This is a genomic window from Sphingopyxis sp. JAI108 (genome assembly GCF_013410105.1).
Classification (GTDB): domain Bacteria; phylum Pseudomonadota; class Alphaproteobacteria; order Sphingomonadales; family Sphingomonadaceae; genus Sphingopyxis; species Sphingopyxis chilensis.
On sequence record NZ_JACCCJ010000001.1, the window covers coordinates 1,558,172 to 1,578,558 of the forward strand.

Genomic DNA, 20,387 nt, shown 5'->3' on the forward strand with positions numbered 1-20,387 from the left:
ACGTCAACAAGCCTCCCGTGCCAGCGGCAGCCAGAGCGAAACGACAAAGCCGCCACTATCCGATTTGCCCCATTCGCAGCCCGCAGTGGGGCCATAGCGCGTCAGCAGGCGTTCGCGAACATTGCCGAGCCCGAGCCCAGTACCCGAAGCGGGGACGGGCGCCTTGGGGTCGATGTCGTTCTCGACGCGCACTATGAGCAGACCATATTCGGCACTGGCGTCGAGGCGGATCGCGATTCGGCCCTTGCTGGGCGAAACACCATATTTGATCGCATTTTCGATGATCGGCTGCAGGATCAGCACCGGCACGCAGGCGTTTTTCAACTCGTCGGGCATCGTCACCTCGACCTGGAGCCGGTCGGGAAAGCGCGTCTGTTCGATATCGAGATAGAGACGCTGGAGCGCGATCTCCTCGTCGAGGCTGACGAGTTGTTCGGGATCGACCGCAAGGCTTGAGCGGAGGAAGGACGAGAGGTTCATGATCATCGTCTCGGCCTCGCTCTTCGACCCCTTCAGCACCAGCGTCGATAGCGAATTGAGCGTGTTGAACAGGAAATGCGGATTGACCTGATAATGCAAGGCCCGGAGCTGCGCGGTCTGCGCTTCCATGCGGAAATGATTGGCGCGCCGTTCGACCGCCCGCATTTCATTGGCGTAGCCGAAGGCGACATAGAGCGCGGCCCAGACCGCGAAAAAGAAATACCAGCGGATCGAACTGTCGAGGATCAACACCATTTCCCACGCCACCGGGAATTTCGATTGTACTTCCTCTATGATCTTCGCCGTGTCGGGCGCGGGAAACCAATAGAAGAAGACGAGCAGGTTGATCGTCGCATAAACGACGACGAGCGGGATCGCGGCGCCCATCGCGGCGGCAAGGCGCGCGCCGAAGCTTTGCGGCTGGGCGCGCTGGAGCAACTGGTAGAGGACGAAGGTGCACAATATTCCCGCGACGACGACGATCGCGCGGCGGCCCGCATAAGACCATTGTTCGGGCGCGCCGGTCAGCATGGCGAGGCCGGTGGTGATCAGGAAATAGATCAGCCACATGGCAATGATCGACCCGATCGCGACGCGCGGATTGACGCGCGCGTCGGATGCGCGCCAGTCGGGCGCGGCGGCCAGCATTTTCGCGCGCTGGTCGCGCAGCGCGTCTTTGCGGTTTGTCACATTCATTGACATGGCTTTAGCGGCAAAAGCCGGTCGCTGGCTAGCGGGCGCCGGGCCGCCAGTCGAAGCGGCGCGCGCCTTGGTCGAAAGCCGGCGACTTAGCCGCCCCCGGACCGAGGCAATGCCCGGCGCCAGCCGCCACGCTTGTATATGGCCCATGCCATCGCCAGCGAGGCGAGCGACGACAGCGGGAAGCTCCACCAGAGGATGTCGCTGCCGACCGCGGAATAGCCGAAATAATAGATGCCGAGGCGGATCGGGAACATCGACAGGAACAGGATGACGAGCGGCGGCACGACCGAGCCGTTGGCGCGCAAGGTGCTGATGAGCACGATCGTCGTGCCGAAGGGCAGGAAAGTCCAGGTCGCGATCAGCTGGATATTGCGCGCAACGTCGATCGCCGGGCTTTCGCCGCCGAGGAACAGCGCGAGCGCGGCACGGTCGAACGCCAGGAGGAGCGCGATGAGCACGCCGGTCATCGCGAGGTTGATCGCGATGCCGCTGTTCGTCACCGAGGATACGCGGTCCCAGCGCCCGGCGCCGATATTCTGCGCCGCCATCGAACTGACCGCCGCGCCGACCGCGAGCGCGGGCATCTGGATATAGTTCCAGAGCTGCAATGTCGCGCCATAGGCTGCGGCGGTGACGAGCCCCTCGCGGTTGACGAGCCCGACCATCACGAGTCCGGCGCCCGAGATGACGAGCATCTGCGCGCCCATCGGCAGGCCGCGCCCGATGATGAAGCGCAGCTCGCTCCATTTGGGAAGAAGGTATGACAGTTCGCGGCCGCGCAGGCGGAGAACATGGTTCTTCGCGTAGAACCAGCCGATCATGCCCGCGAGGCTGATCGTCCCGGCGAGCGCAGTCGCGAGCGCGCTGCCCGCGATCCCCAGGCGCGGGAAGGGGCCGAGGCCGAGGATCAGCACGGGGTTGAAGACGATGTCGAGCACGACCGCGAGGATCATGAAGCGGAGCGGCGTCACGGCATCGCCCGCGCCGCGCGAGGCCATCATCAGCGTCACCGATAGCATCGACGCGGGAACCGCGAGGAAGGTGACGCGGAGATAATCATGCGCGAGCCCGAAGGCTTCGGGCGGGGTCTCGAGCCAACGCAATATCTGGTCCGACGCGAACCAGCCGACAATCGCGATGACGATCGAAAAGATCAGCGCAAGGCCGATCACGCCGCCGGTCGCGCGCCGCGCAGCGTCGATATCGCCGCGCCCGATCGACTGCCCAATCAACACCGTGGCCGCCATGCCGAAGCCGAAGAAGGCGCCGAACATCAGAAACATGATGATATTGGCGTTGGCGGTCGCGGCGAGCGCGCCCTCGCCGAGGAATTGCCCGACCCAGATCGAGTTCACCGATCCCGACAGCGTCTGGAGAATGTTCGACGCGAGCGTCGGCAGCGCGAAGAGGATCAGCGTCTTGGTGATCGGCCCCTGGGTCAGGTCCATCCGCCCGGCGCCGCGCGCGGTCTGGCGCGGCGGGACCGGGCTGGCAGCCGGGTCCGCCGCCGCCGCGACCGGCGTCGGCGTGACGGGGACCTCTTCGTTCACCCCAGCCGCGCCAGTGCGGCGGTCAGGCGGTCGGCTTCGGCTTCCTTGGCGGCGTGGTCGACGCGCGCCTTTTCGACCGCTTCGGGCTTGGCGCGTTCGACGAAGGACGCGTTGTTCAGGCGGCCGGCGAGGCCATCGCGTTCTTTCGTCGCGGCGGCGAGCGCCTTGGTCAGCCGGTCGCGTTCGGAGGCGATGTCGATGACGCCCTCGAGCGGCACGGTGATCGTCTCGCCCTCGACGACGAGCTGCGCCGCGGCGCCCGCGGGGGCGAGGTCGAAGCTGACCGTCTCAAGACGTGCGAGGCGGTCGAGCTGCGCGGCGAGCTTGTCGGTGCGGCGCTTGAGCGACACCGGGAAATGCGCGGTCAGGCGCGCGCCCGGCGGCAGACCAAGCTCGGCCTTGGCAGTCCGCAATTCGCTGACGAGCTTGATCAGCCAGTCGATGTCGGCGCTGGCGTCGGCATCGTGCGCGGCGTTCGGCGTGGGCCATTTGGCGGTGATCAGCGGATAGTCGGCGCGATCGCCAAGCCCGGTCCACAGCTCTTCCGTGATGAACGGCATGAACGGGTGGAGCATGACGAGGATCTGGTCGAGCACCCAGCCCGCGACCGCCTTCGTCTCGTCGTCGATCGACCCTTTGATCAGTTCGAGATACCAGTCGCAGAAACGGTCCCACGCGAAGCTGTAGATCGCATTCGCGGCCTCGTCGAAACGATAGGCGGCGAAGGCACTTTCCATCGCGGCGACGGTCGCGGCGACCTCGCCGATGATCCAGCGGTTGACCGGGAGCGTCGCGGCGGGCGCCTCGAAGCTGGTCGAGGCCGAAATGCCGTTGGCTTCGCAGAAACGCGCGGCGTTCCACAGCTTGGTCGCGAAGTTGCGATAGCCGGCGAGGCGGGCGTCATCCATCTTGATGTCGCGGCCCTGGCTTTCCATCGCCGACATGAAAAAGCGCAGCGCGTCGGCGCCGTACTGGTCGATCAGCCCGAGCGGGTCGACGACATTGCCCTTCGACTTCGACATCTTCGCGCCGTCGGGCGCGCGGACGAGGCCGTGGAGGTAGAGCGTCTTCCACGGCACGTCGCCCATGAACTCCATCCCCTGCATCGCCATGCGGGCATCCCAGAAGAAGAGGATGTCGAAGCCGGAGATGAGCACGTCATTGGGGTAATGGCGCTTCAGCAGTTCGCTATTCTCGGGCCAGCCGAGCGTTGCGAAGGGCCAGAGGGCGGAGGAGAACCAGGTGTCGAGGACGTCCTCGTCGCGGGTCAGGGCGACACCGGCGCCCGCTTCGGCTTGCGCCTCTTCCTCGGTTTCAGCGACAAAGATGCGGCCGTCCTCGGCGTACCACGCCGGAATCCGGTGCCCCCACCACAGCTGACGCGAGACGCACCAGGGCTGGATATTTTCCATCCAGTTGAAGAAGGTCTTTTCCCACGTCTTGGGGACGATGTTGATGCGCCCGTCGCGCACCGCCTGAATCGGCGGCTGCGCCAGCGTCTTGGCGTCGACATACCATTGGTCGGTCAGCATCGGCTCGATCACGACGCCGCCACGGTCGCCGAACGGCTGCATGATCAGCTTGTCCTCGACCTTGACCATCAGCCCTTCGGCATCGATGTCGGCGACGACGCGCCCCCGCGCTTCATAACGATCGAGCCCGCGATATTCTTCGGGAACGAGGTTGAGCGCGTCGATTTCGGCCGGGGTCGCGGTCGCGCCCCTGGCGATTTCGACCGCGCGCGCGGCGGCTTCGGCGTAGGGTGGACCATCGGCGCGCATCGCGGCGACTTCGTCCATCAGGCGATACATCGGAATGCCGTTGCGTTGCGCGACGCCATAGTCGTTTTCGTCATGCGCGCCGGTGATCTTGACCGCGCCCGACCCGAAATGCGGATCGGGATATTCGTCGGTGATGATCGGGATCAGGCGGCGATGTTCCTTGGGCCCGACGGGGATTTCGCAATATTTGCCCACGATAGGCCGATAGCGCTCGTCGTCGGGATGCACCGCAACGGCGCCGTCGCCGAGCATCGTTTCGGGGCGCGTCGTCGCGATCGAAATATAGTCGCGCTCTTCCTCGAACAAGACATTGCCGTCGGCGTCGCGCTCGACATAGGTGTAGGTTTCGCCATCCGCGAGCGGATATTTGAAATGCCACATATGGCCCGGCACTTCGTGCGATTCGACTTCGAGGTCGGAGATCGCGGTCTTGAGCGCGGGATCCCAGTTCACCAGGCGCTTGTCGCGGTAGATCAGACCCTTCTTGTGGAGGTCGACGAATACCTTGACCACCGCACGCGTGAAATGCGGATCCATCGTGAACTGCTCGCGCGACCAGTCCATCGAGCAGCCGAGACGGCGGAGCTGGCGGGTAATCTGGCCGCCGCTGGTCGCCTTCCATTCCCAGACCTTGTCGACGAACTCGTCGCGCGTGAAGTCGGTGCGCTTTTGCTGGCGTTCGTTGAGCTGGCGCTCGACAACCATCTGCGTCGCGATGCCGGCATGGTCCATCCCGACGATCCAGAGGGCATCCTTGCCGCGCAGCCGCTCGTAGCGGACGAGCACGTCCTGCAGCGTATTGTCGAGCGCATGGCCGATATGCAGCGCGCCGGTGACGTTCGGCGGCGGGTTGACGATCGTGAAGGGTGTCGCGTCGGGGCGCGCGGGACGGAAGAGTCCACGGCTTTCCCATTCATGGGCCCATTTCGCCTCGATAGCGGCGGGATCGAATGTTTTTTCCATCGGCATAGCCGGGCGCCTTTGCCAGTCGGGGGCGAAGGCGGCAAGGGGGGAACGAACCCATCCTCGTCATGCCGGACTTGATCCGGCATCCATTCCTGCGGCGAGGAAATGGACCCCGGATCAAGTCCGGGGTGACGATATAGGGAGAGGTGGGCTTACTTCTTTAAATGGCTGCCCATCCAGTTGAACACTGTCTGGTGCCACTGGACGCTGTTCGCGCCCTTCAGGACCCAATGATTCTCGTCGGGGAAGACGAGCAGCTCTGACGGAACGCCGCGGCGCTGGAGCGCGGTGAAGGCGGCGAGGCCCTGACTGTAGGGGATGCGGAAATCCTTTTCGCCGGTGATCACCAGCATCGGGGTCTTCCACTTCGCGACATGATTGACCGGGTTCCACTTTTCGGGGTCGGTGCGTTCCCACCACGGGCCGCCATGATCCCATTCGTCGAACCACAATTCCTCGGTCTCGAACGCCATCGCGCGCAGGTCGAACACGCCGTCGTGCTGGACGAGGCATTTGAAGCCGTCGGTCCACTGGCCCGCGATCCAGTTCATCATATAGCCGCCATAGGAGGCGCCGAGCGCGCAGGCGTTGGTGAGGTCGAGCTGCGCATCCTGCTTGCCGGCGGCGGCGAAGCCGAGCTTAAGATCCTCGAGCGGTTTGCCGCCCCAATCCTTGTTGATGCTGTCGGTGAAGGCCTGACCATAGCCGGTCGAGCCGTGGAAATCGACGGTGACGACGCCGTAACCCTGCTCGGCGAAAAGGCGCGGGTTCCAGCGCGTCGACCAGCTGTTGCCAAAGCTGCCCTGCGGCCCGCCATGGACGATGAAGGCGACCGGCAGCTTGCCCGTGCTGTTGGCGGGCTTCAGGATCATGCCCCACACCTTGTCGCCATTCGCCCCGGCGAACTGGATCTTTTCGAGCTTCACCGGATCGAATTCGGCGAGCGCCGCTGCGTTGACGTTGGTGAGCTGGCCGACCTTGCCCTTGGCATCGCGGACGAAGAGATCGGTGGGCAGGAGCGCGCTGTTGCGCGAATAGAGCAAAGCGCCACCGGGGAGCGGGGTGACGTCGCCGACATTGCCCTCGACCGCTTCCGGTGACGCCTTCAGCCGCTCAACCTTGCCCGTCGTGGCATCGACGCGGAACACCGGATGTTCGAGCGTGTCCTGCGCGGTGATATAGAGCGACTTGCCGTCGGGCGCCCAGGCGATCGAGCCGACAGAGCGATCCCATGCGTCGGTGAGCTTCTTCGTCTCGCCGCTTTCGAGGTTGCGCAGCATCAGAACGAGCCGGTCGGCCTCGTAGCCGGGCCGCGCCATCGCGGCATAAGCCAGCCATTTGCCGTCGGGCGAGGGGGTGGGGAGGGTGTCGGTCGCCTGATTGTCCTGCGTCAGGTTCACCGGCATCATCCGGCTGTCGACAAGCCAGCTGTAGATATCGAGGTTGGTCGACATCGGTTCGTTGCGGTCGGCCTTGCGCAGCGTGAAAAAAACGGTGCGGCTGTCAGCGCCCCAGGCGAGTTCCTCGCCGCCGCCGAAGGGTTTGGAGGGAGTGTCGCCGATCAGGCCTGCGTCGGCCGGACGCGCGGCGATCGCCTTGCCGCCTTCGAGGTTGAAAACGAAGGGGCGGCTATAGGTGCCGGGGGTTTCCCAATGATCCCAGTGGCGCACGAAACCCGCGCCATCCTTGTAGAGACGGCCGGTGCCGGGACCGGGAAGCGTGCCCTTGTCCTTCGCCTCACAGCCGAAGTCGGTGCATTCCTTCGGAATGTCGCCCCATGCGAGCAGCTTTGATCCGTCTGGCGCAATCTTGAAACCCGCGACATCGGCCCTGGTATCGGTGACCTGCGTCGCGGCGCCGCCCGTCTTCGGATCGATACGCCACACCTGATCCTTGCCCGACGCGTTCGAGAGGAAATAGAGGAGGCCGTCATTGTCGAAGGCGGGGGAGGTTTCATTCTTGGCCGCGGTGTCGGCGATCGGCGTCGGTTTCGCGCCCTTTGCATTGCGGTCGACGAGCCAGAGCCCGGTCGATCGCTTGTAGGTTCCGCCCTCGGTCTCGGTCATCTGGAAGACGACCCAGCGCCCGTCGGGCGACGCGGTCGGCGCGGAGACGCGTTTCAAGATTGCTAGGTCCACCTCGGTCATCGGGCGGGCCAGGGCGGGGGAGGAAAGGGCGGCGGTGAGCGCGATCGCGCTGGTGAGGAGCATGTTACGCATGGCGGGGGTTTAACGTCGCGGCGAGCCGGTTCAAGAGCCTAACGGCAAATCCAGCTTCGCGCGGCTCAATCAAACTTCACTGGATCGAAGCGCCATGATGGTCCATCGGCGCGGCGCAAAGGAGAATCGCGTGTTCCGGGCGCTGTCGACCACCACCATCCGCCTGTTCGTGCCGCTGCTCGCGGGTGCGAGCCTGCGTGACCGCGCGATTGGCAGTATTGGTGCGTTGATCGGCATCGGTATCGCGGGCGCCGCCTGCTTCATCCTATTTCCTGCCGCGACGCCGTGGATCGTCGCGCCGATCGGCGCGTCAGCGGTGCTGCTGTTCGCGGTCCCGGCGAGTCCGCTCGCCCAGCCCTGGTCGATTGTTGGCGGGAATGTCATTTCGGCGGCGTTCGGGATCATCGTCGCCGGGCTGGTGCCCGAACCGGCGCTGGCTGCGGCGTTGGCCGTCGGCGGCGCGATCCTGACGATGTCGCTGCTTCGCTGCCTCCACCCGCCCGGTGGTGCTGCCGCATTGAGCGCAGTGATCGGCGGACATACGCTGGCGTCGGGCCACGCCGGGCACCTGCTGCTGCCTGTCGCCGTCAATTCGCTGCTCCTCGTCGCGGCGGGCTGGGCCTTTCATCGCTTTTCGGGACACAGCTACCCCCACCGCGCGGCGCCGGTGGATGGAAAGCCCGTCGTTGCGGCGGCGCCGGCGGGCTTGCTGATGGATGATATCGACGCCGCACTCGACGATCTGGGCGAGACATTCGACATCGGCCGCGAGGATCTGGCGTTGCTGCTTGCCCGCGCCGAAGTCCACGCCGCCTCGCGGATCGGCCGGGCACAACTCGATGCGGTCAAAAAGGTTCGTGGCGGGAAGACCGCGCGCGAGGTGGTAACGTCCTAAGATCGGACCTTTTTTGTCGGAACCACGGAGTTTGGTTCAACGCGATCAACGAGCTAGCGGATCAGCACGCCGCCCTTCATCACATGGTCGATCTTTTCGAGCACGGCGATGTCGGCGAGCGGATCGGCCTTTACCGCGACGAAATCGGCATAGCGGCCCGGTAGGATCGCGCCCACGTCGCCGCGCCCCATTTCCTCCGATGCGCGGCCGGTGGCCGACTGGATCGCCTGCATCGGCGTCATTCCATATTTGACCATGTTGCGGAACTGCCGCGCGTTCAGCCCGTGCGGATAGACGCCGGCGTCGGTCGCATAACCGATGTTGACGCCGAGTTCGACCGCGCGGCGGAAGGCGGTGCGCTGGGCGTCGGTCGTCTCGCGATTCTTGCGCAGATACTCTTCGGGCCAGCCCTCCTTCGTGCCGATATCGTCGATGTAGGTGCCGTTATAGATGTCCATCGCGAGCCAGGTGCCGTTTTTCTTCGCGAGTTGCAGCGCCGCCTCGTCGGCGAGGCTGGCATGTTCGATGCTGTCGGCCCCGGCGTTGATCGCATTCTTGATCCCCTCGGCGCCGTGCGCGTGCGCTGTGACCTTCTTGCCGCGAGCATGCGCAACCTTCACGACCGCACGTAGCTGCTCGACGGTCATCTCGGGCGCGCCGGGCTCCGTGCCGATCGCGAGCACCGCGCCGGTCGCGATCGTCTTGATGAAGTCGGCACCGTGGTCGAGCAGATACGCCGTCTTCGCCACAGCCTCTTCGGGCGTCGCCGCGACGCCGAGGCGCATGTCCGGCGGCAATTGCTCGTTCGGGACGACGCCGTTGAGTTCGCCGCCGCCTTTCGGGATCGTGAGATAGGCGCCAGCCACCCACATGCGCGGACCCGGCACGTCGCCGCGGTCGATCGCATTGCGCAGCGTGACGTCGGTCAGCCCGCGATAGGTGCCGACGTCGCGCACGCTGGTGAAACCCGCGTCGAGCGTGACCCGCGCGTTGCGCGCGCCGACAAGTGCCGTTTCGGCAGGCGATGCCTTCATCGGCGCGGCGAGATCGGCGCTCTGGCCAAGGTCGGCGAGGTGGGTGTGAAGGTCGATCAGGCCGGGGAGAACGGTGAAGTCCGACCAGTCGATGATCGTCGCACCATCGGGCGCCTTTCCGCAGGCGCCGACCGCCTTGATGCGTTCGGCCTCGACGGTGATGCACTGGCCGGTGCGGACCGCGTTCGAGACGCCGTCGATCAGCCGACCCGCCGCTATATAGAGGGTTTCGGCCGAGGCCGGCGATGCCGCCAGAAAGGATACCGCGATCGCGGCGCTCAGATGGCGGTATCGAAGGCGTTGCACTGGCGCGGATCCCCCGTTTGCAGGCCGCGGCGCAGCCAGGTCATGCGTTGTTCGCTCGTCCCGTGGGTGAAGCTTTCGGGAACCGGGCGCTGCCCCGCCGAGCGCATCAACGTGTCGTCGCCGATTGCATTGGCGGCGCGCATCGCCTCTTCCATGTCGCCCGGCTCCATCACCGGCTGGCCTGCGCTGTTGCGCGCGCGTGATGCCCAGACGCCGGCGTAGCAATCGGCCTGGAGTTCCATGCGGACCTGCAACGCATTGCCCTCGGCCTGCGAGGAGCGGCCCTGTGCGCTGCGGACCTGGTTCGAAATGCCGCTGATCGTCTGGATATGGTGGCCGACTTCGTGCGCGACGACATAGGCTTGCGCGGCGTCGCCAGCGGCGCCGAAACGCTGTTCGAGTTCGCGGAAGAAGGCGGTGTCGAGATAGACGCCCTGATCGGCGGGGCAATAGAAGGGCCCCATGGCCGCCTGAGCTGCACCGCAACCCGACCGGTTCTGGTCGGTGAAGAAATTGAGCGTGGGCTTTTGATAGCCGTTGATCAGGCTGCCCCATACCTCATGCGTCGAGCCGAAGACGTTGCACGCGAAGCGTTCGGCTTGGGTATCGCAGGCGACGTTCGCGCCGCTGCGGCTGTCGGCCATCGGATCGGTGGTGCCGCCGCCCATGCTCAGCATGTTCGCACCGGGGCCGAGCACGAAAAACGCGACCGCGCCGAGCAGCAGGATCGTCCCGCAGCCCATCTTGCGGCCGAGCAACATCGGCAGGAAGCCGATCAGCAGCCCGCCGAGACCGCCGCCACCGCCCCCGCCAAAACCACCGCCGCCCCGGCCCAGATCGCGAATATCGTCTCCGGGATCATAATCGTCGAGGCGCATCGGGCTTCTCCACCGTAAGGGTCGTGTTCCCGGGAGTGTTACAGCAGCACCCGGTAATTGGAAGGGACTTCGCATCGAAGGAGGGCATTGCAATGACCCGTGGTGCGGTGCAACATGGACGCCGCTCCAAGCCAGAGGATTGCCCCCGAGTATGCCCCGCCGAGCCGCCCGTGCCGCGCTGCCACTTCCCGATCTTGTGGTCCTCGTCCTTCAAGGGGGAGGCGCGCTTGGCGCCTTTCAGGCCGGGGTTTACGAGGCGCTGATCGAACTCGGTATCGAGCTCGACTGGGTCGCGGGCATTTCAATCGGCGCGGTCAATGCGGCGATCATTGCGGGCAACGAGCGCGATCAGGCAGTCGGCAAGATGCGCACATTCTGGGAAGGCGTGTCGTCGGCGCTACCCTCTCTGCCGATCCCCGACAACGACTGGGCGCGCGAATGGTCTCACATGGCGGCGGCGGGGCAGGTGATGGCGTTCGGCGTTCCGGGTTTCTTCATCCCGCGCTTTCCGCCGCCCGCCTTCGCCGAACGGCAGACGCCCGAGGCGATCAGCTTTTATGACACGGCTCCTCTCGCGGCGACGCTGGACCATCTGGTTGACTGGGACCGGGTGAACAACGGCAAGGTGCGGCTATCGGTCGGCGCGGTCGCGGTGGAGACCGGCAATTTTCGCTATTTCGACACGACATGCGACACGATCGATGCGCGGCATATTCTGGCGTCGGGCGCCTTGCCGCCGGGCCTGCCGCCGGTCGAGATCGACGGCCATTGGTATTGGGACGGCGGGCTCGTTTCGAACACCCCGCTCGAACATGTCGTCGCGGCGGCGGACGACGATATGCTGGTGTTCCAGGTCGACCTGTTTCCGGCCCGGGGCGAGCGGCCGCACGACCTCGAGCAGGCCTGGTCGCGCGAGAAGGACATCCGTTACTCAAGCCGCACGCGGCGGATTTCGGACGGGCTTGTGCGGCGGCGCAAGGAGCACCGGCTGATCGACCGAATGTTGCAAAAGCTGTCCGAAGAATATGCCGACCTGCCCGAGGTGAAGGCGGTGCGGAAAATGGTCGACTGCAAGGCGCTCAACCTCGTCCAGCTGATCCACGAGCCGCCTGCCTGGCAGACCGGCGCGCGCGATTTCGAATTTTCGCGTTCGACGATGGAGGTCAACTGGGCGCTCGGCCGCGACGCGGTCGAGGCGGCGATGAAGGACGGTCACCTACTCGCCGACAGCATCGCCGAAGGGCGGTCGGACAGTTTCGCCGTGCAATCGAATGCATTGCGACCAAAGGGCCAAACCGACGTTTCTTAGGGGTCAGAACCCCTTACTCTCCCCACCGAAAGGATTGCTCCATGCGCCTCAAAGGAAAGACCGCCCTCGTCACCGGATCGACGTCGGGCATCGGGCTCGGCATCGCGAAGGCTTTTGCGGCCGACGGCGCGAACATCATCATCAACGGCTTCGGCGAGGCCGACGCGATCGAGACCGAGCGAAAGGGGCTGGAGGCGATCAGCGGCGGCAAGGCCGCCTATGAGGGCGCCGACCTGACCAAGCCCGAACAGATCGAGGGGATGTTCGCGCAAGCGGAGAAGGATTTCGGCGGGGTCGACATCCTCGTCAACAATGCGGGGATGCAGTTCGTCTCGCCGGTCGAGGATTTCCCGGTTGAGAAATGGGACATGATCATCGCGCTCAATCTGACCGCGGCCTTCCATACGATCCGCCATGCCGTGCCGATCATGCGCAGGAAGAAGTGGGGGCGGATCATCGCGACCGCCTCGGCCCACTCGCTCGTCGCCTCGCCGTTCAAATCGGCCTATGTCACCGCGAAGCACGGGCTCGCGGGGCTGACCAAGACCGTCGCGCTGGAAGTTGCGGATGCGGGCATCACGGTCAATTGCATCAGCCCCGGCTATGTCTGGACGCCGCTGGTCGAAAACCAGATTCCCGACACGATGAAGGCGCGGGGCATGACGCGCGAGCAGGTGATCAACGATGTGCTGCTCGCGGGGCAGCCCACCAAGCAGTTTGTCACGGTCGAACAGGTCGCGGCGCTCGCGTCGTTTTTGACGCGCGACGAGGCGGCCAACATCACCGGCGCCAATCTTAGCGTCGATGGCGGCTGGACCGCGGCCTGACCTGCTCGACCCTTGAGCAATCTCCTTTGGCCTCCTAAGGTTAACCATCAAGGGGCCGGGGAGAAACGGAGAATCATGGGTCGCACCATTTGGGTTTTGGCGGTGGCGCTTGGCGTCACCCTTGGCGCTTGCCGGACGGTGGTGCCACCTGTGCCGCCATCGTCGGCGGACACGCCGCCGGATGCAACGGGCGGCTGGCGCGCGACCGCGACCGACGCCGACAAGGAACGGATCCGCGGCTGGTACAATAGCTGGCAGACGGCGCTGACCGACGCGCGCGCCAAGGGCTTTGGCGCGGATATCGACCGTGAGGGCGTGCTTCTCCAGCCGATGGCGGCGCTGCCGAACCCGCACCTGCCGGCGGGCGACTATCGTTGCCGGACAATCAAGGTGGGGGCGCAGGGGCGGGGCGGCCTTTCCTATATCGCCTATGGCTGGTTCCGCTGCCGCGTCGCGCCCGAACAGGGGCTGTCGAGCCTCACCAAATTGTCGGGATCGCAGCGGCCGGTCGGCCTGATCTTTCCCGACAATCTGAAACGCCAAATCTTCCTCGGCACGCTTGAGCTTGGCGACGAGAAGATGGCGATCAACTACGGCAGCGACCGGATGCGCGACATGGCGGGGCTGGTCGAGCGGATCGGCGACAATCGCTGGCGGCTTGTGCTGCCCGCCCCGGCCTATGAATCCATGCTCGACGTGATCGAACTCGTGCCGGCGGGCTGACGAACAGCACAGGCAAACGCAAAACAGGGGAAAGATGATGCGGATTTTATGGACGGGCGCGGCAGCGCTGGCTCTCGCTATGCCGGCGGCGGCGCAGACGCTGGGCGGCGAGGTTGAAAGGCAGATGCCGTCGTTGATGGCGATCTACCAGGATCTGCACGCGCATCCCGAACTCAGCTTCATGGAGGTCCGCTCGGCGGGCATCCTCGCCGCCGAAGCGCGCAAGCTTGGCTTCAAGGTCACTGAAAGGGTCGGCGGCACCGGCATCGTCGCGGTAATGGAAAACGGCCCCGGACCGGTCGTGATGGTGCGCGCCGACATGGACGGCCTGCCGGTGACCGAACAGACGGGGCTGCCCGGCGCGTCGAAAGTGCGCGTCACCACCAAGGAAGGCGTCGAAACGGGCGTGATGCACGCGTGCGGCCACGATACGCACATGGCCGCGTGGATCGGTGTTGCGCGGCTGATGGCGGCGAACAAGGCGAAATGGTCGGGCACGCTGGTGATGATCGGCCAGCCCGCCGAGGAGCGCGGCGCGGGCGCGCGGATGATGCTTGAGGACGGGCTTTATACGCGCTTTCCCAAGCCCGAATATGTGCTGGCATTCCACGACGCGGCGCAGTTTCCCGCGGGCAAGATCGGCTATACGCCGGGTTATGCACTCGCCAATGTCGACAGCGTCGACATATTGGTAAAGGGTGTCGGCGGTCACGGCGCCTATCCGCAGGCGACGAAAGACCCGATCGTACTGGCGAGCCGAATCGTCGGCGCGCTCCAGACGCTCGTGTCGCGCGAAATCAGCCCGCTCGACAGCGCGGTCGTGACCGTCGGCAGCTTTCATGCCGGCGCAAAGCACAACATCATCTCGGACGAGGCGCGGCTGCAACTGACGGTGCGCAGCTATAGCGACACGGTGCGCGAGCATCTGCTCGACGGGATCGCGCGCATCGCGAAGGGCGAGGCGATCGCCGCGGGCGTTCCCGAGGACCGCATGCCCGTGGTGACGGTGCAGAAAGACGAATATACGCCCGCGACTTTCAACACGGTCGATTTCACCCAGGAAATGGCCGCGTTCCTGAAAACGAGCTTTGGCGATGACCGCGTCGTGCAGATGCCACCGGTGATGGGCGGCGAGGATTTCAGCCGCTTCGGGCGCGAGGACAAGAGCATCAAGAGCCTGATCGTCTGGGTCGGCGGCGTGCCGCACGCCGAATATGATGCGGCTAAAAAGGAAGGGCGGACTTTGCCGAGCCTCCATTCGCCCTTCTGGGCGCCCGACGCGCCGGCGGTAATCTCTACCGCGACCGAAGCGCTGACGGCGATGACGATGAAGCTGCTGGCGAAGAAATAGCCGTCGATCTGAAACCCGAATGGGAAATGGTGGGCAGTCGTTGGCGGACACGGAGCGGCTCGCCGATTCCGGGTGGGAGTTTTGAGGAGCATCCACTTTTGGGATCGACGTGCCGACGAAACTTCAGCGCCCGCTTATTCCGATGCTCGATCGGGCCCCGCTGCCATTTCCCAATTAAATTGGGATGGACCTGATGTTGAGGCTGTGGTGAGCGAAGGACATGTCTGCCAATCAACCTGCTCCCGGCTTGTCCGCATGCCTTACCGACCGGGAAATGGAAATTTTGCGTCTGTTGGTCGCGGGGCATACCGTCAAGACCATCGCCGCACGTCTGGGCCGTTCGGAAACCTCGATTAACGAGCGCCTGCGTTCTGCCCGCCGCAAGACTGGCGTCGGCAGCAGCCGCGAATTGGCGCGGCTTCTGGATCTCCAAAAAACTTGTCACGAAAATATCGATCTTTCGGGACGGCGCTCGGCTGTGGAGGACTTGGCGCACACCGCAACCGTCGGGGTTCGCGGTTCGAAAGGAATGATCGTCATGCTCATCGCAATACCCCTGGCCGCCGTCGGATTGATCGTCGCGGCTAACCCGTCCGCCGACCAGATCGGCACATCGAGCGCCGTTCACGGCGCGGTATCGCAGCCGCCGTTGGCCGGAATCTGGGCGCTGGACGCATCGCTGATGCCCGAGGCGGAACGGCCTCAACGGGTGACGATGACGTTCCAGCCATCGCAAGACGGCAAATGGACAACGCGCGTCGAGACCGTGGCACCCGACGGCTCCAGCAAGTATTCGGAATCGACCGCAGCCCTCGATGGCGTTCCCGTGCCGATAACCGGTAATATGGGTTTCATCGATACCGTCGCGCTGCGCCAGCCCGCGCCGGACACGTTGGTCATGACGTTGGGAAAAGCGGGCACCCGGGTATCGACGCGCGTCTATACGGTCGCCAAAGATTTGAAATCCATGACCGAAACGATCGTGTGGTCGAGCGACAATCGTCAAAAACTGGAAACGACGCATTTCAATCGTATCGATTGATCGCGGCTAGTTTCCACCGCCGGCATCGTGTGGCGTTTTGCCCAGATCAACCCCGGGGCGACGAAGAGACGCCGGCGCTCAAGCGAGTTGACGACAGCCCTCCCAACTTCGGCACCCCGGTCTTGCCCCGGGGGGCCGCTTTGTCCTTTTTCGCGACGTTGGAATGATCCGTACAGCGGTAACCCTCCTCTTCGGTGTCAGTCCCACTTGAAGGCGTCGAAGCTGCCGCCGCGTCCAGCGCCTTCGGTGAAACGTTTTGCGCCCGCCGCCGCGCCCTCGCGCAAGGGGGCGACACCGGCGTGCGCTTCGTGCGCCAGTGCTCCTTCGATGTCGAAATCCCACTGGCGGTAGGCGCCGAGGCGGTCGCTATTCATGCAGATTTGGGGGAAGGCGGCGACCTGTTTCGCGAGCTCGACCGCCGCCGTGAGCGCGCTACCGTCGGGGACGACGCGGTCCGCAAGGCCGATACGCTGCGCCTCTTCGGCCGCAACAGGGCGGCCGGTGAGGATCATGTCGAGCGCGCGGCCCTGTCCGACAATACGCGGCAGGCGGACGGTGCCGCCGTCGATCAGCGGCACGCCCCAGCGGCGGCAATAGACGCCGAAGACCGCGCTGGCGGCCGCGACGCGGAGGTCGCACCAGAGCGCAAGTTCGAGCCCGCCGGCGACGGCATGGCCTTCTACCGCGGCGATCACCGGCTTTTCGAGCAGCATTCGCGTGGGCCCCATCGGTCCCGGCCCGTCGGGGTCGTAGCGCGTGGTGCCGACGGCGCCGAGATCGAAGCCGGCGCAGAAATGGCCGTCGCTCCCGGTCAGGATCGCAACCTTGGCGGCTGCGTCGGTAGCGAAAGCGGAAAAAGTGTCGCGCAGCGCAATGGCGGTATCGGGGTCAACCGCATTGCGCTTTTCGGGGCGATTTATCGTTACGATCGTGACGGGCCCATCGCTTGCGATCTTAACGCTCATCGGGCTTCCTCCTCCATAATTCGCAGCGTGGCGCGGTGCGAGGGGACTTGCAAGCGGCGCGCTGCGACCCTAGATAAAAGAAATGCGGGCCGGGCCCCTCTGGCGTCGGCGGGATATTTTCCGCCACGTGATGTCGGACCGCATCGGGTGACACCGATGCTCTGGCCCTATCTCCCCCCTGTTTTCGGGGTCTCGGCGTCGGCGTCACCTGCTTGATTTCTCAATCAGGAGGCCCTTTGCGATGACATTCAATCCCAATTTCTATCGGCTGACCGTACTGCATCGGCAGCTCGACGATGCCGAACGCCGCGAGATACGCCGGCGTGGTGCCGACCCATTTCGCTTGCTGCGCCTGAAAACGCTGAAGCTCGCGGTCAAGGAGCGGCTCGCAGCGTTGACCCTCCGGCCGTCGCTGCGCCCGACGCTAGCCCGCTAACCCCCAAAATGAAGATCGGGGGCGCTGCCGGAAGGCGGCGCCCCCGGCATATCCAGGGAAAAGACCATGGAATTTCTGTTTGCCGACTGGCTGGGTACCCCGGCCTGGTTCTGGCTGTCGTTCCTTGCGCTCGTTGTGGCGCTGACCGCTTTCGACCTCGGGATCCTCAATAAGGAAAACAAGGAAATGGGGATAGGGGAGAGCCTGAAGCTCTCGCTGCTCTATATCGGTATCGCAACCGCATTCGGCGCGTGGGTCTGGGCCGCGAAAGGCGGCGAGGCCGGCCTCCAATATTATACCGGCTTCTTTATCGAGAAGGCGCTGTCGATCGACAATATCTTCGTCATCTCGCTGATCTTCACGACGTTCGCGATCCCGCCGCGTTACCAGTATCGCGCGCTGCTGTGGGGCATCCTTGCCGTCATCGTACTCCGCGGCATCATGATCGCGGGCGGCGCGGCGCTCGTCACCGAATATGGGTGGGTGCTCTATATCTTCGCGGCGTTCCTTGTGTTTACCGGCGTGAAAATGCTGTTCGCAAGCGAAAAGCCGATGGACGTCGCGGGCAATCCGGTCGTTAAATGGCTGTCGCATCGGATGCCGATCACGAACGAGCTGCACGACGAGAAATTCTTCGTGCGTGTGCCCGATACAAAGACCGGCAAGATCGTGCTCGCCGCGACGCCCCTGTTCCTTGCGCTGGTGGTGATCAACCTTGCCGACCTCGTGTTCGCGGTCGACAGCGTGCCGGCGATCTTTGCGATCACCACCGACACCTTCATCGTCTATACGTCGAACATCATGGCGATCCTCGGCCTGCGCGCGCTTTATTTCGCGCTGTCGGCGATGGTGCACCGGTTCCATTACCTCAAATATGCGCTGGCGCTGGTGCTCGTCTTTATCGGGTCGAAGATATTCGTCGCCGATTTCATTCTTGGCGGCGACAAGTTCCCGCCGCTGGTCAGCCTTGGCGTGACGGTCGCGCTGATCGCGGGCGGGGTAATCTGGTCACTCGTCAAGACGCGCGGCGCAGCGGTAGCCGCGCCGCAATAAAAATGTCCGCCGGAAGCCATGGGCTTCCGACGGACAGGCTTTCCTCCCCAGGAAAGCTCGGGAGGCGCGGGGCGTTTGTGCAAGGCGCCCCGCGCCAAGAGGGTGGCGCGAGGGGGTGCAACGGGCCCCTCGCGCCGAACTCTAGTCAGGCGGCAAACTGGTTCATCGTATTGTCTTTGCCCGCGGCCTTGAGCGCGGCTTCGCCGGCGAAATATTCCTTGTGGTCGTCGCCGATGTCGCTGCCCGACATATTCTGGTGCTTGACGCAGGCGATACCCTGGCGGATCTCGGCGCGCTGGACGCCCTTGACGTACCCCAGCATCGCTTCGTCGCCGAAATATTCCTTGGCGAGATTGTCGGTCGACAGCGCTGCCGTGTGATAGGTCGGCAGCGTGATCAGGTGGTGGAAAATGCCCGCCCGCTTCGCCGAATCGCGCTGGAAAGTGCGGATGCGGTTGTCGGCTTCGTCGCCGAGCGGGGTGCCATCATAATCGACGCTCATCAGTTTGGCGCGGTCATAGGAGCTGACGTCCTGGCCGTCCTTTTCCCAAGCATCATAGACCTGCTGGCGGAAGTTCAGCGTCCAGTTGAAGCTCGGCGAATTGTTATACGCAAGCTTTGCATTGGGGACGACTTCGCGGATGCGGTCGACCATGCCGGCGATCTGTTCGATGTGCGGCTTTTCGGTCTCGATCCAGAGCAGGTCGGCGCCGTTCTGCAGGCTCGCGATGCAGTCCATGACACAGCGGTCCTCGCCGGTGCCTGGGCGAAACTGATAGAGGTTCGAGGGCAGGCGCTTCGGGCGCATCAGCTTGCCGTCGCGGTTGATCAGGACGTCGCCGGGGTTGCCCGCGCCCTCGACCTCTTCGCAATCGAGGAAGCTGTTATACTGGTCGGCGAGGTCGCCGGGCTCTGTCGAGAAAGCGATCTGCTTGGTCAGGCCCGCGCCGAGGCTGTCAGTGCGCGTGACGATGATACCGTCCTCGACGCCGAGTTCCATGAAGGCGTAGCGGCAGGCGCGGATCTTCGCGATGAAATCCTCGTGCGGAACGGTGACCTTGCCGTCCTGGTGGCCGCACTGCTTTTCGTCCGAGACCTGATTTTCGATCTGGAGCGCGCAGGCGCCCGCCTCGATCATCTTCTTGGCGAGGAGGTACGTCGCTTCGGCGTTACCAAAGCCTGCGTCGATATCGGCGATGATCGGCACGACGTGCGTTTCGTGATTATCGATGCTCGCCTGAATCTGCTTGGCCTTGAGTTCGTCGCCTTCGGCGCGCGCGGCGTCGAGATCGCGGAACAGCATGCCCAGTTCGCGGGCGTCGGCCTGACGCAGGAAGGTGTAGATTTCCTCGATCAGCGCCGGAACGCTGGTTTTTTCGTGCATCGACTGGTCGGGCAGCGGGCCGAACTCGCTGCGGAGCGCCGCGATCATCCAGCCCGACAGATAGATGTAGCGGCCCTTGACGGTGCCGAAATGCTTCTTGATCGAGATCATCTTCTGCTGCGCGATGAAGCCGTGCCAGCAGCCCAAGGACTGGGTGTAGTTCGCAGGGTCGGCGTCATAGGCGGCCATGTCGGCGCGCATGATCCGCGCAGTATAGCGTGCGATGTCGATCCCGGTGCGGAACTTGTTCTGGGCGCGCATGCGGGCGACGCTTTCGCCGCTGATGCCGTCCCATGTGCCGTCATAGTCGCGGATGAGGCGGCCGGCCTGTGCCATGTCTTCCTGATAGCCCATCGTTCGAGTCCTTGTGCGGAGGTGATGGGTGGAAGTTGGCGAAGGTGCCGCGGAAAGTGAAAAGCTTTGTCAATAATATTTGTGAAATACGGCGTATCGGTGTAAATTGGCATGTAAATTTGTAAAGAAAGT

At 64.4% G+C, this 20,387-nt stretch carries 16 protein-coding genes; 8 read left to right on the forward strand and 8 right to left on the reverse strand.

Annotation, left to right across the window (positions count from 1 at the left end; translation table 11 throughout):
* Positions 1-3: 3 nt before the first annotated feature.
* The 4 genes from HDC29_RS07515 to HDC29_RS07530 all read right to left on the reverse strand — a co-directional run bounded on the left by HDC29_RS07515 (position 4) and on the right by HDC29_RS07530 (position 7,698).
* Positions 4-1,176, reverse strand: coding sequence for a sensor histidine kinase (locus HDC29_RS07515; protein WP_179495840.1), 1,173 nt, complete (start codon positions 1,174-1,176; stop codon positions 4-6).
* A gap of 92 nt (positions 1,177-1,268) precedes the next feature.
* Complete coding sequence (locus tag HDC29_RS07520) at positions 1,269-2,732, reverse strand: MATE family efflux transporter (protein ID WP_373562771.1); 1,464 nt, start codon at positions 2,730-2,732, stop codon at positions 1,269-1,271.
* The gene (locus HDC29_RS07525; protein ID WP_179495851.1) at positions 2,729-5,482 is read right to left on the reverse strand and encodes a valine--tRNA ligase; all 2,754 of its coding nucleotides are present in this window, start codon (positions 5,480-5,482) and stop codon (positions 2,729-2,731) included. Before HDC29_RS07525 ends, HDC29_RS07520 begins: the two co-directional genes overlap by 4 nt.
* Positions 5,483-5,631: 149 nt before the next feature.
* Complete coding sequence (locus HDC29_RS07530; protein ID WP_179495853.1) at positions 5,632-7,698, reverse strand: S9 family peptidase; 2,067 nt, start codon at positions 7,696-7,698, stop codon at positions 5,632-5,634.
* A 130-nt stretch (positions 7,699-7,828) separates the two neighbouring features.
* On the opposite strand from HDC29_RS07530, the gene HDC29_RS07535 reads away from it, so the two are divergent.
* Positions 7,829-8,593: an HPP family protein gene (locus HDC29_RS07535; RefSeq protein WP_326913257.1), complete on the forward strand. Its 765-nt coding sequence runs from the start codon at positions 7,829-7,831 to the stop codon at positions 8,591-8,593.
* 53 nt (positions 8,594-8,646) lie between these two features.
* Here HDC29_RS07535 and HDC29_RS07540 read toward each other — a convergent pair whose 3' ends face one another.
* Both HDC29_RS07540 and HDC29_RS07545 read right to left on the reverse strand, forming a co-directional pair.
* Complete coding sequence (locus tag HDC29_RS07540) at positions 8,647-9,933, reverse strand: amidohydrolase family protein (protein WP_179495855.1); 1,287 nt, start codon at positions 9,931-9,933, stop codon at positions 8,647-8,649.
* Positions 9,906-10,811 (reverse strand): neutral zinc metallopeptidase, encoded by a 906-nt coding sequence (locus tag HDC29_RS07545; RefSeq protein WP_179495857.1) that lies wholly within the window; start codon positions 10,809-10,811, stop codon positions 9,906-9,908. Before HDC29_RS07545 ends, HDC29_RS07540 begins: the two co-directional genes overlap by 28 nt.
* 151 nt (positions 10,812-10,962) lie before the next feature.
* Here HDC29_RS07545 and HDC29_RS07550 point away from each other — a divergent pair, with 151 nt between their 5' ends.
* The 5 genes from HDC29_RS07550 to HDC29_RS07570 all read left to right on the forward strand — a co-directional run bounded on the left by HDC29_RS07550 (position 10,963) and on the right by HDC29_RS07570 (position 16,063).
* The gene (locus tag HDC29_RS07550; RefSeq protein WP_179495859.1) at positions 10,963-12,120 is read left to right on the forward strand and encodes a patatin-like phospholipase family protein; all 1,158 of its coding nucleotides are present in this window, start codon (positions 10,963-10,965) and stop codon (positions 12,118-12,120) included.
* A gap of 41 nt (positions 12,121-12,161) precedes the next feature.
* Complete coding sequence (locus HDC29_RS07555) at positions 12,162-12,947, forward strand: 3-hydroxybutyrate dehydrogenase (protein ID WP_179495861.1); 786 nt, start codon at positions 12,162-12,164, stop codon at positions 12,945-12,947.
* A 75-nt stretch (positions 12,948-13,022) separates the two neighbouring features.
* Positions 13,023-13,670, forward strand: a complete 648-nt coding sequence (locus HDC29_RS07560; RefSeq protein WP_179495863.1) for a DUF4893 domain-containing protein — start codon at positions 13,023-13,025, stop codon at positions 13,668-13,670.
* 34 nt (positions 13,671-13,704) lie between these two features.
* Positions 13,705-15,021, forward strand: a complete 1,317-nt coding sequence (locus HDC29_RS07565; RefSeq protein WP_373562772.1) for an amidohydrolase — start codon at positions 13,705-13,707, stop codon at positions 15,019-15,021.
* Positions 15,022-15,241: 220 nt separating this feature from the next.
* A complete protein-coding gene (locus HDC29_RS07570) occupies positions 15,242-16,063 on the forward strand; it encodes a helix-turn-helix transcriptional regulator (RefSeq protein WP_257018097.1) in 822 nt (273 codons plus the stop codon).
* Positions 16,064-16,260: 197 nt separating this feature from the next.
* Here HDC29_RS07570 and HDC29_RS07575 read toward each other — a convergent pair whose 3' ends face one another.
* Complete coding sequence (locus HDC29_RS07575) at positions 16,261-17,028, reverse strand: crotonase/enoyl-CoA hydratase family protein (protein ID WP_179495865.1); 768 nt, start codon at positions 17,026-17,028, stop codon at positions 16,261-16,263.
* Positions 17,029-17,269: 241 nt separating this feature from the next.
* On the opposite strand from HDC29_RS07575, the gene HDC29_RS07580 reads away from it, so the two are divergent.
* Together HDC29_RS07580 and HDC29_RS07585 are read left to right on the forward strand one after the other, a co-directional pair.
* On the forward strand, positions 17,270-17,464 hold the full coding sequence (locus HDC29_RS07580) for a DUF465 domain-containing protein (RefSeq protein ID WP_179495867.1): 195 nt from the start codon (positions 17,270-17,272) through the stop codon (positions 17,462-17,464).
* Between the two features lie 66 nt (positions 17,465-17,530).
* Complete coding sequence (locus tag HDC29_RS07585) at positions 17,531-18,517, forward strand: TerC family protein (protein WP_179495869.1); 987 nt, start codon at positions 17,531-17,533, stop codon at positions 18,515-18,517.
* Positions 18,518-18,662: 145 nt separating this feature from the next.
* On the opposite strand, the gene HDC29_RS07590 is transcribed toward HDC29_RS07585, so the two are convergent.
* The gene (locus HDC29_RS07590; RefSeq protein ID WP_179495871.1) at positions 18,663-20,255 is read right to left on the reverse strand and encodes an isocitrate lyase; all 1,593 of its coding nucleotides are present in this window, start codon (positions 20,253-20,255) and stop codon (positions 18,663-18,665) included.
* Positions 20,256-20,387: the final 132 nt, after the last annotated feature.

Coding starts and splice junctions, on each gene's coding strand:
- HDC29_RS07515 (WP_179495840.1), bottom strand. CDS start 1,176: ATGAATGTGACAAACCGCAAAGACGCGCTGCGCGACCAGCGCGCGAAA.
- HDC29_RS07525 (WP_179495851.1), bottom strand. CDS start 5,482: ATGCCGATGGAAAAAACATTCGATCCCGCCGCTATCGAGGCGAAATGG.
- HDC29_RS07530 (WP_179495853.1), bottom strand. CDS start 7,698: ATGCGTAACATGCTCCTCACCAGCGCGATCGCGCTCACCGCCGCCCTT.
- HDC29_RS07545 (WP_179495857.1), bottom strand. CDS start 10,811: ATGCGCCTCGACGATTATGATCCCGGAGACGATATTCGCGATCTGGGC.
- HDC29_RS07550 (WP_179495859.1), top strand. CDS start 10,963: ATGCCCCGCCGAGCCGCCCGTGCCGCGCTGCCACTTCCCGATCTTGTG.
- HDC29_RS07555 (WP_179495861.1), top strand. CDS start 12,162: ATGCGCCTCAAAGGAAAGACCGCCCTCGTCACCGGATCGACGTCGGGC.
- HDC29_RS07560 (WP_179495863.1), top strand. CDS start 13,023: ATGGGTCGCACCATTTGGGTTTTGGCGGTGGCGCTTGGCGTCACCCTT.
- HDC29_RS07565 (WP_373562772.1), top strand. CDS start 13,705: ATGATGCGGATTTTATGGACGGGCGCGGCAGCGCTGGCTCTCGCTATG.
- HDC29_RS07570 (WP_257018097.1), top strand. CDS start 15,242: ATGTCTGCCAATCAACCTGCTCCCGGCTTGTCCGCATGCCTTACCGAC.
- HDC29_RS07575 (WP_179495865.1), bottom strand. CDS start 17,028: ATGAGCGTTAAGATCGCAAGCGATGGGCCCGTCACGATCGTAACGATA.
- HDC29_RS07580 (WP_179495867.1), top strand. CDS start 17,270: ATGACATTCAATCCCAATTTCTATCGGCTGACCGTACTGCATCGGCAG.
- HDC29_RS07585 (WP_179495869.1), top strand. CDS start 17,531: ATGGAATTTCTGTTTGCCGACTGGCTGGGTACCCCGGCCTGGTTCTGG.
- HDC29_RS07590 (WP_179495871.1), bottom strand. CDS start 20,255: ATGGGCTATCAGGAAGACATGGCACAGGCCGGCCGCCTCATCCGCGAC.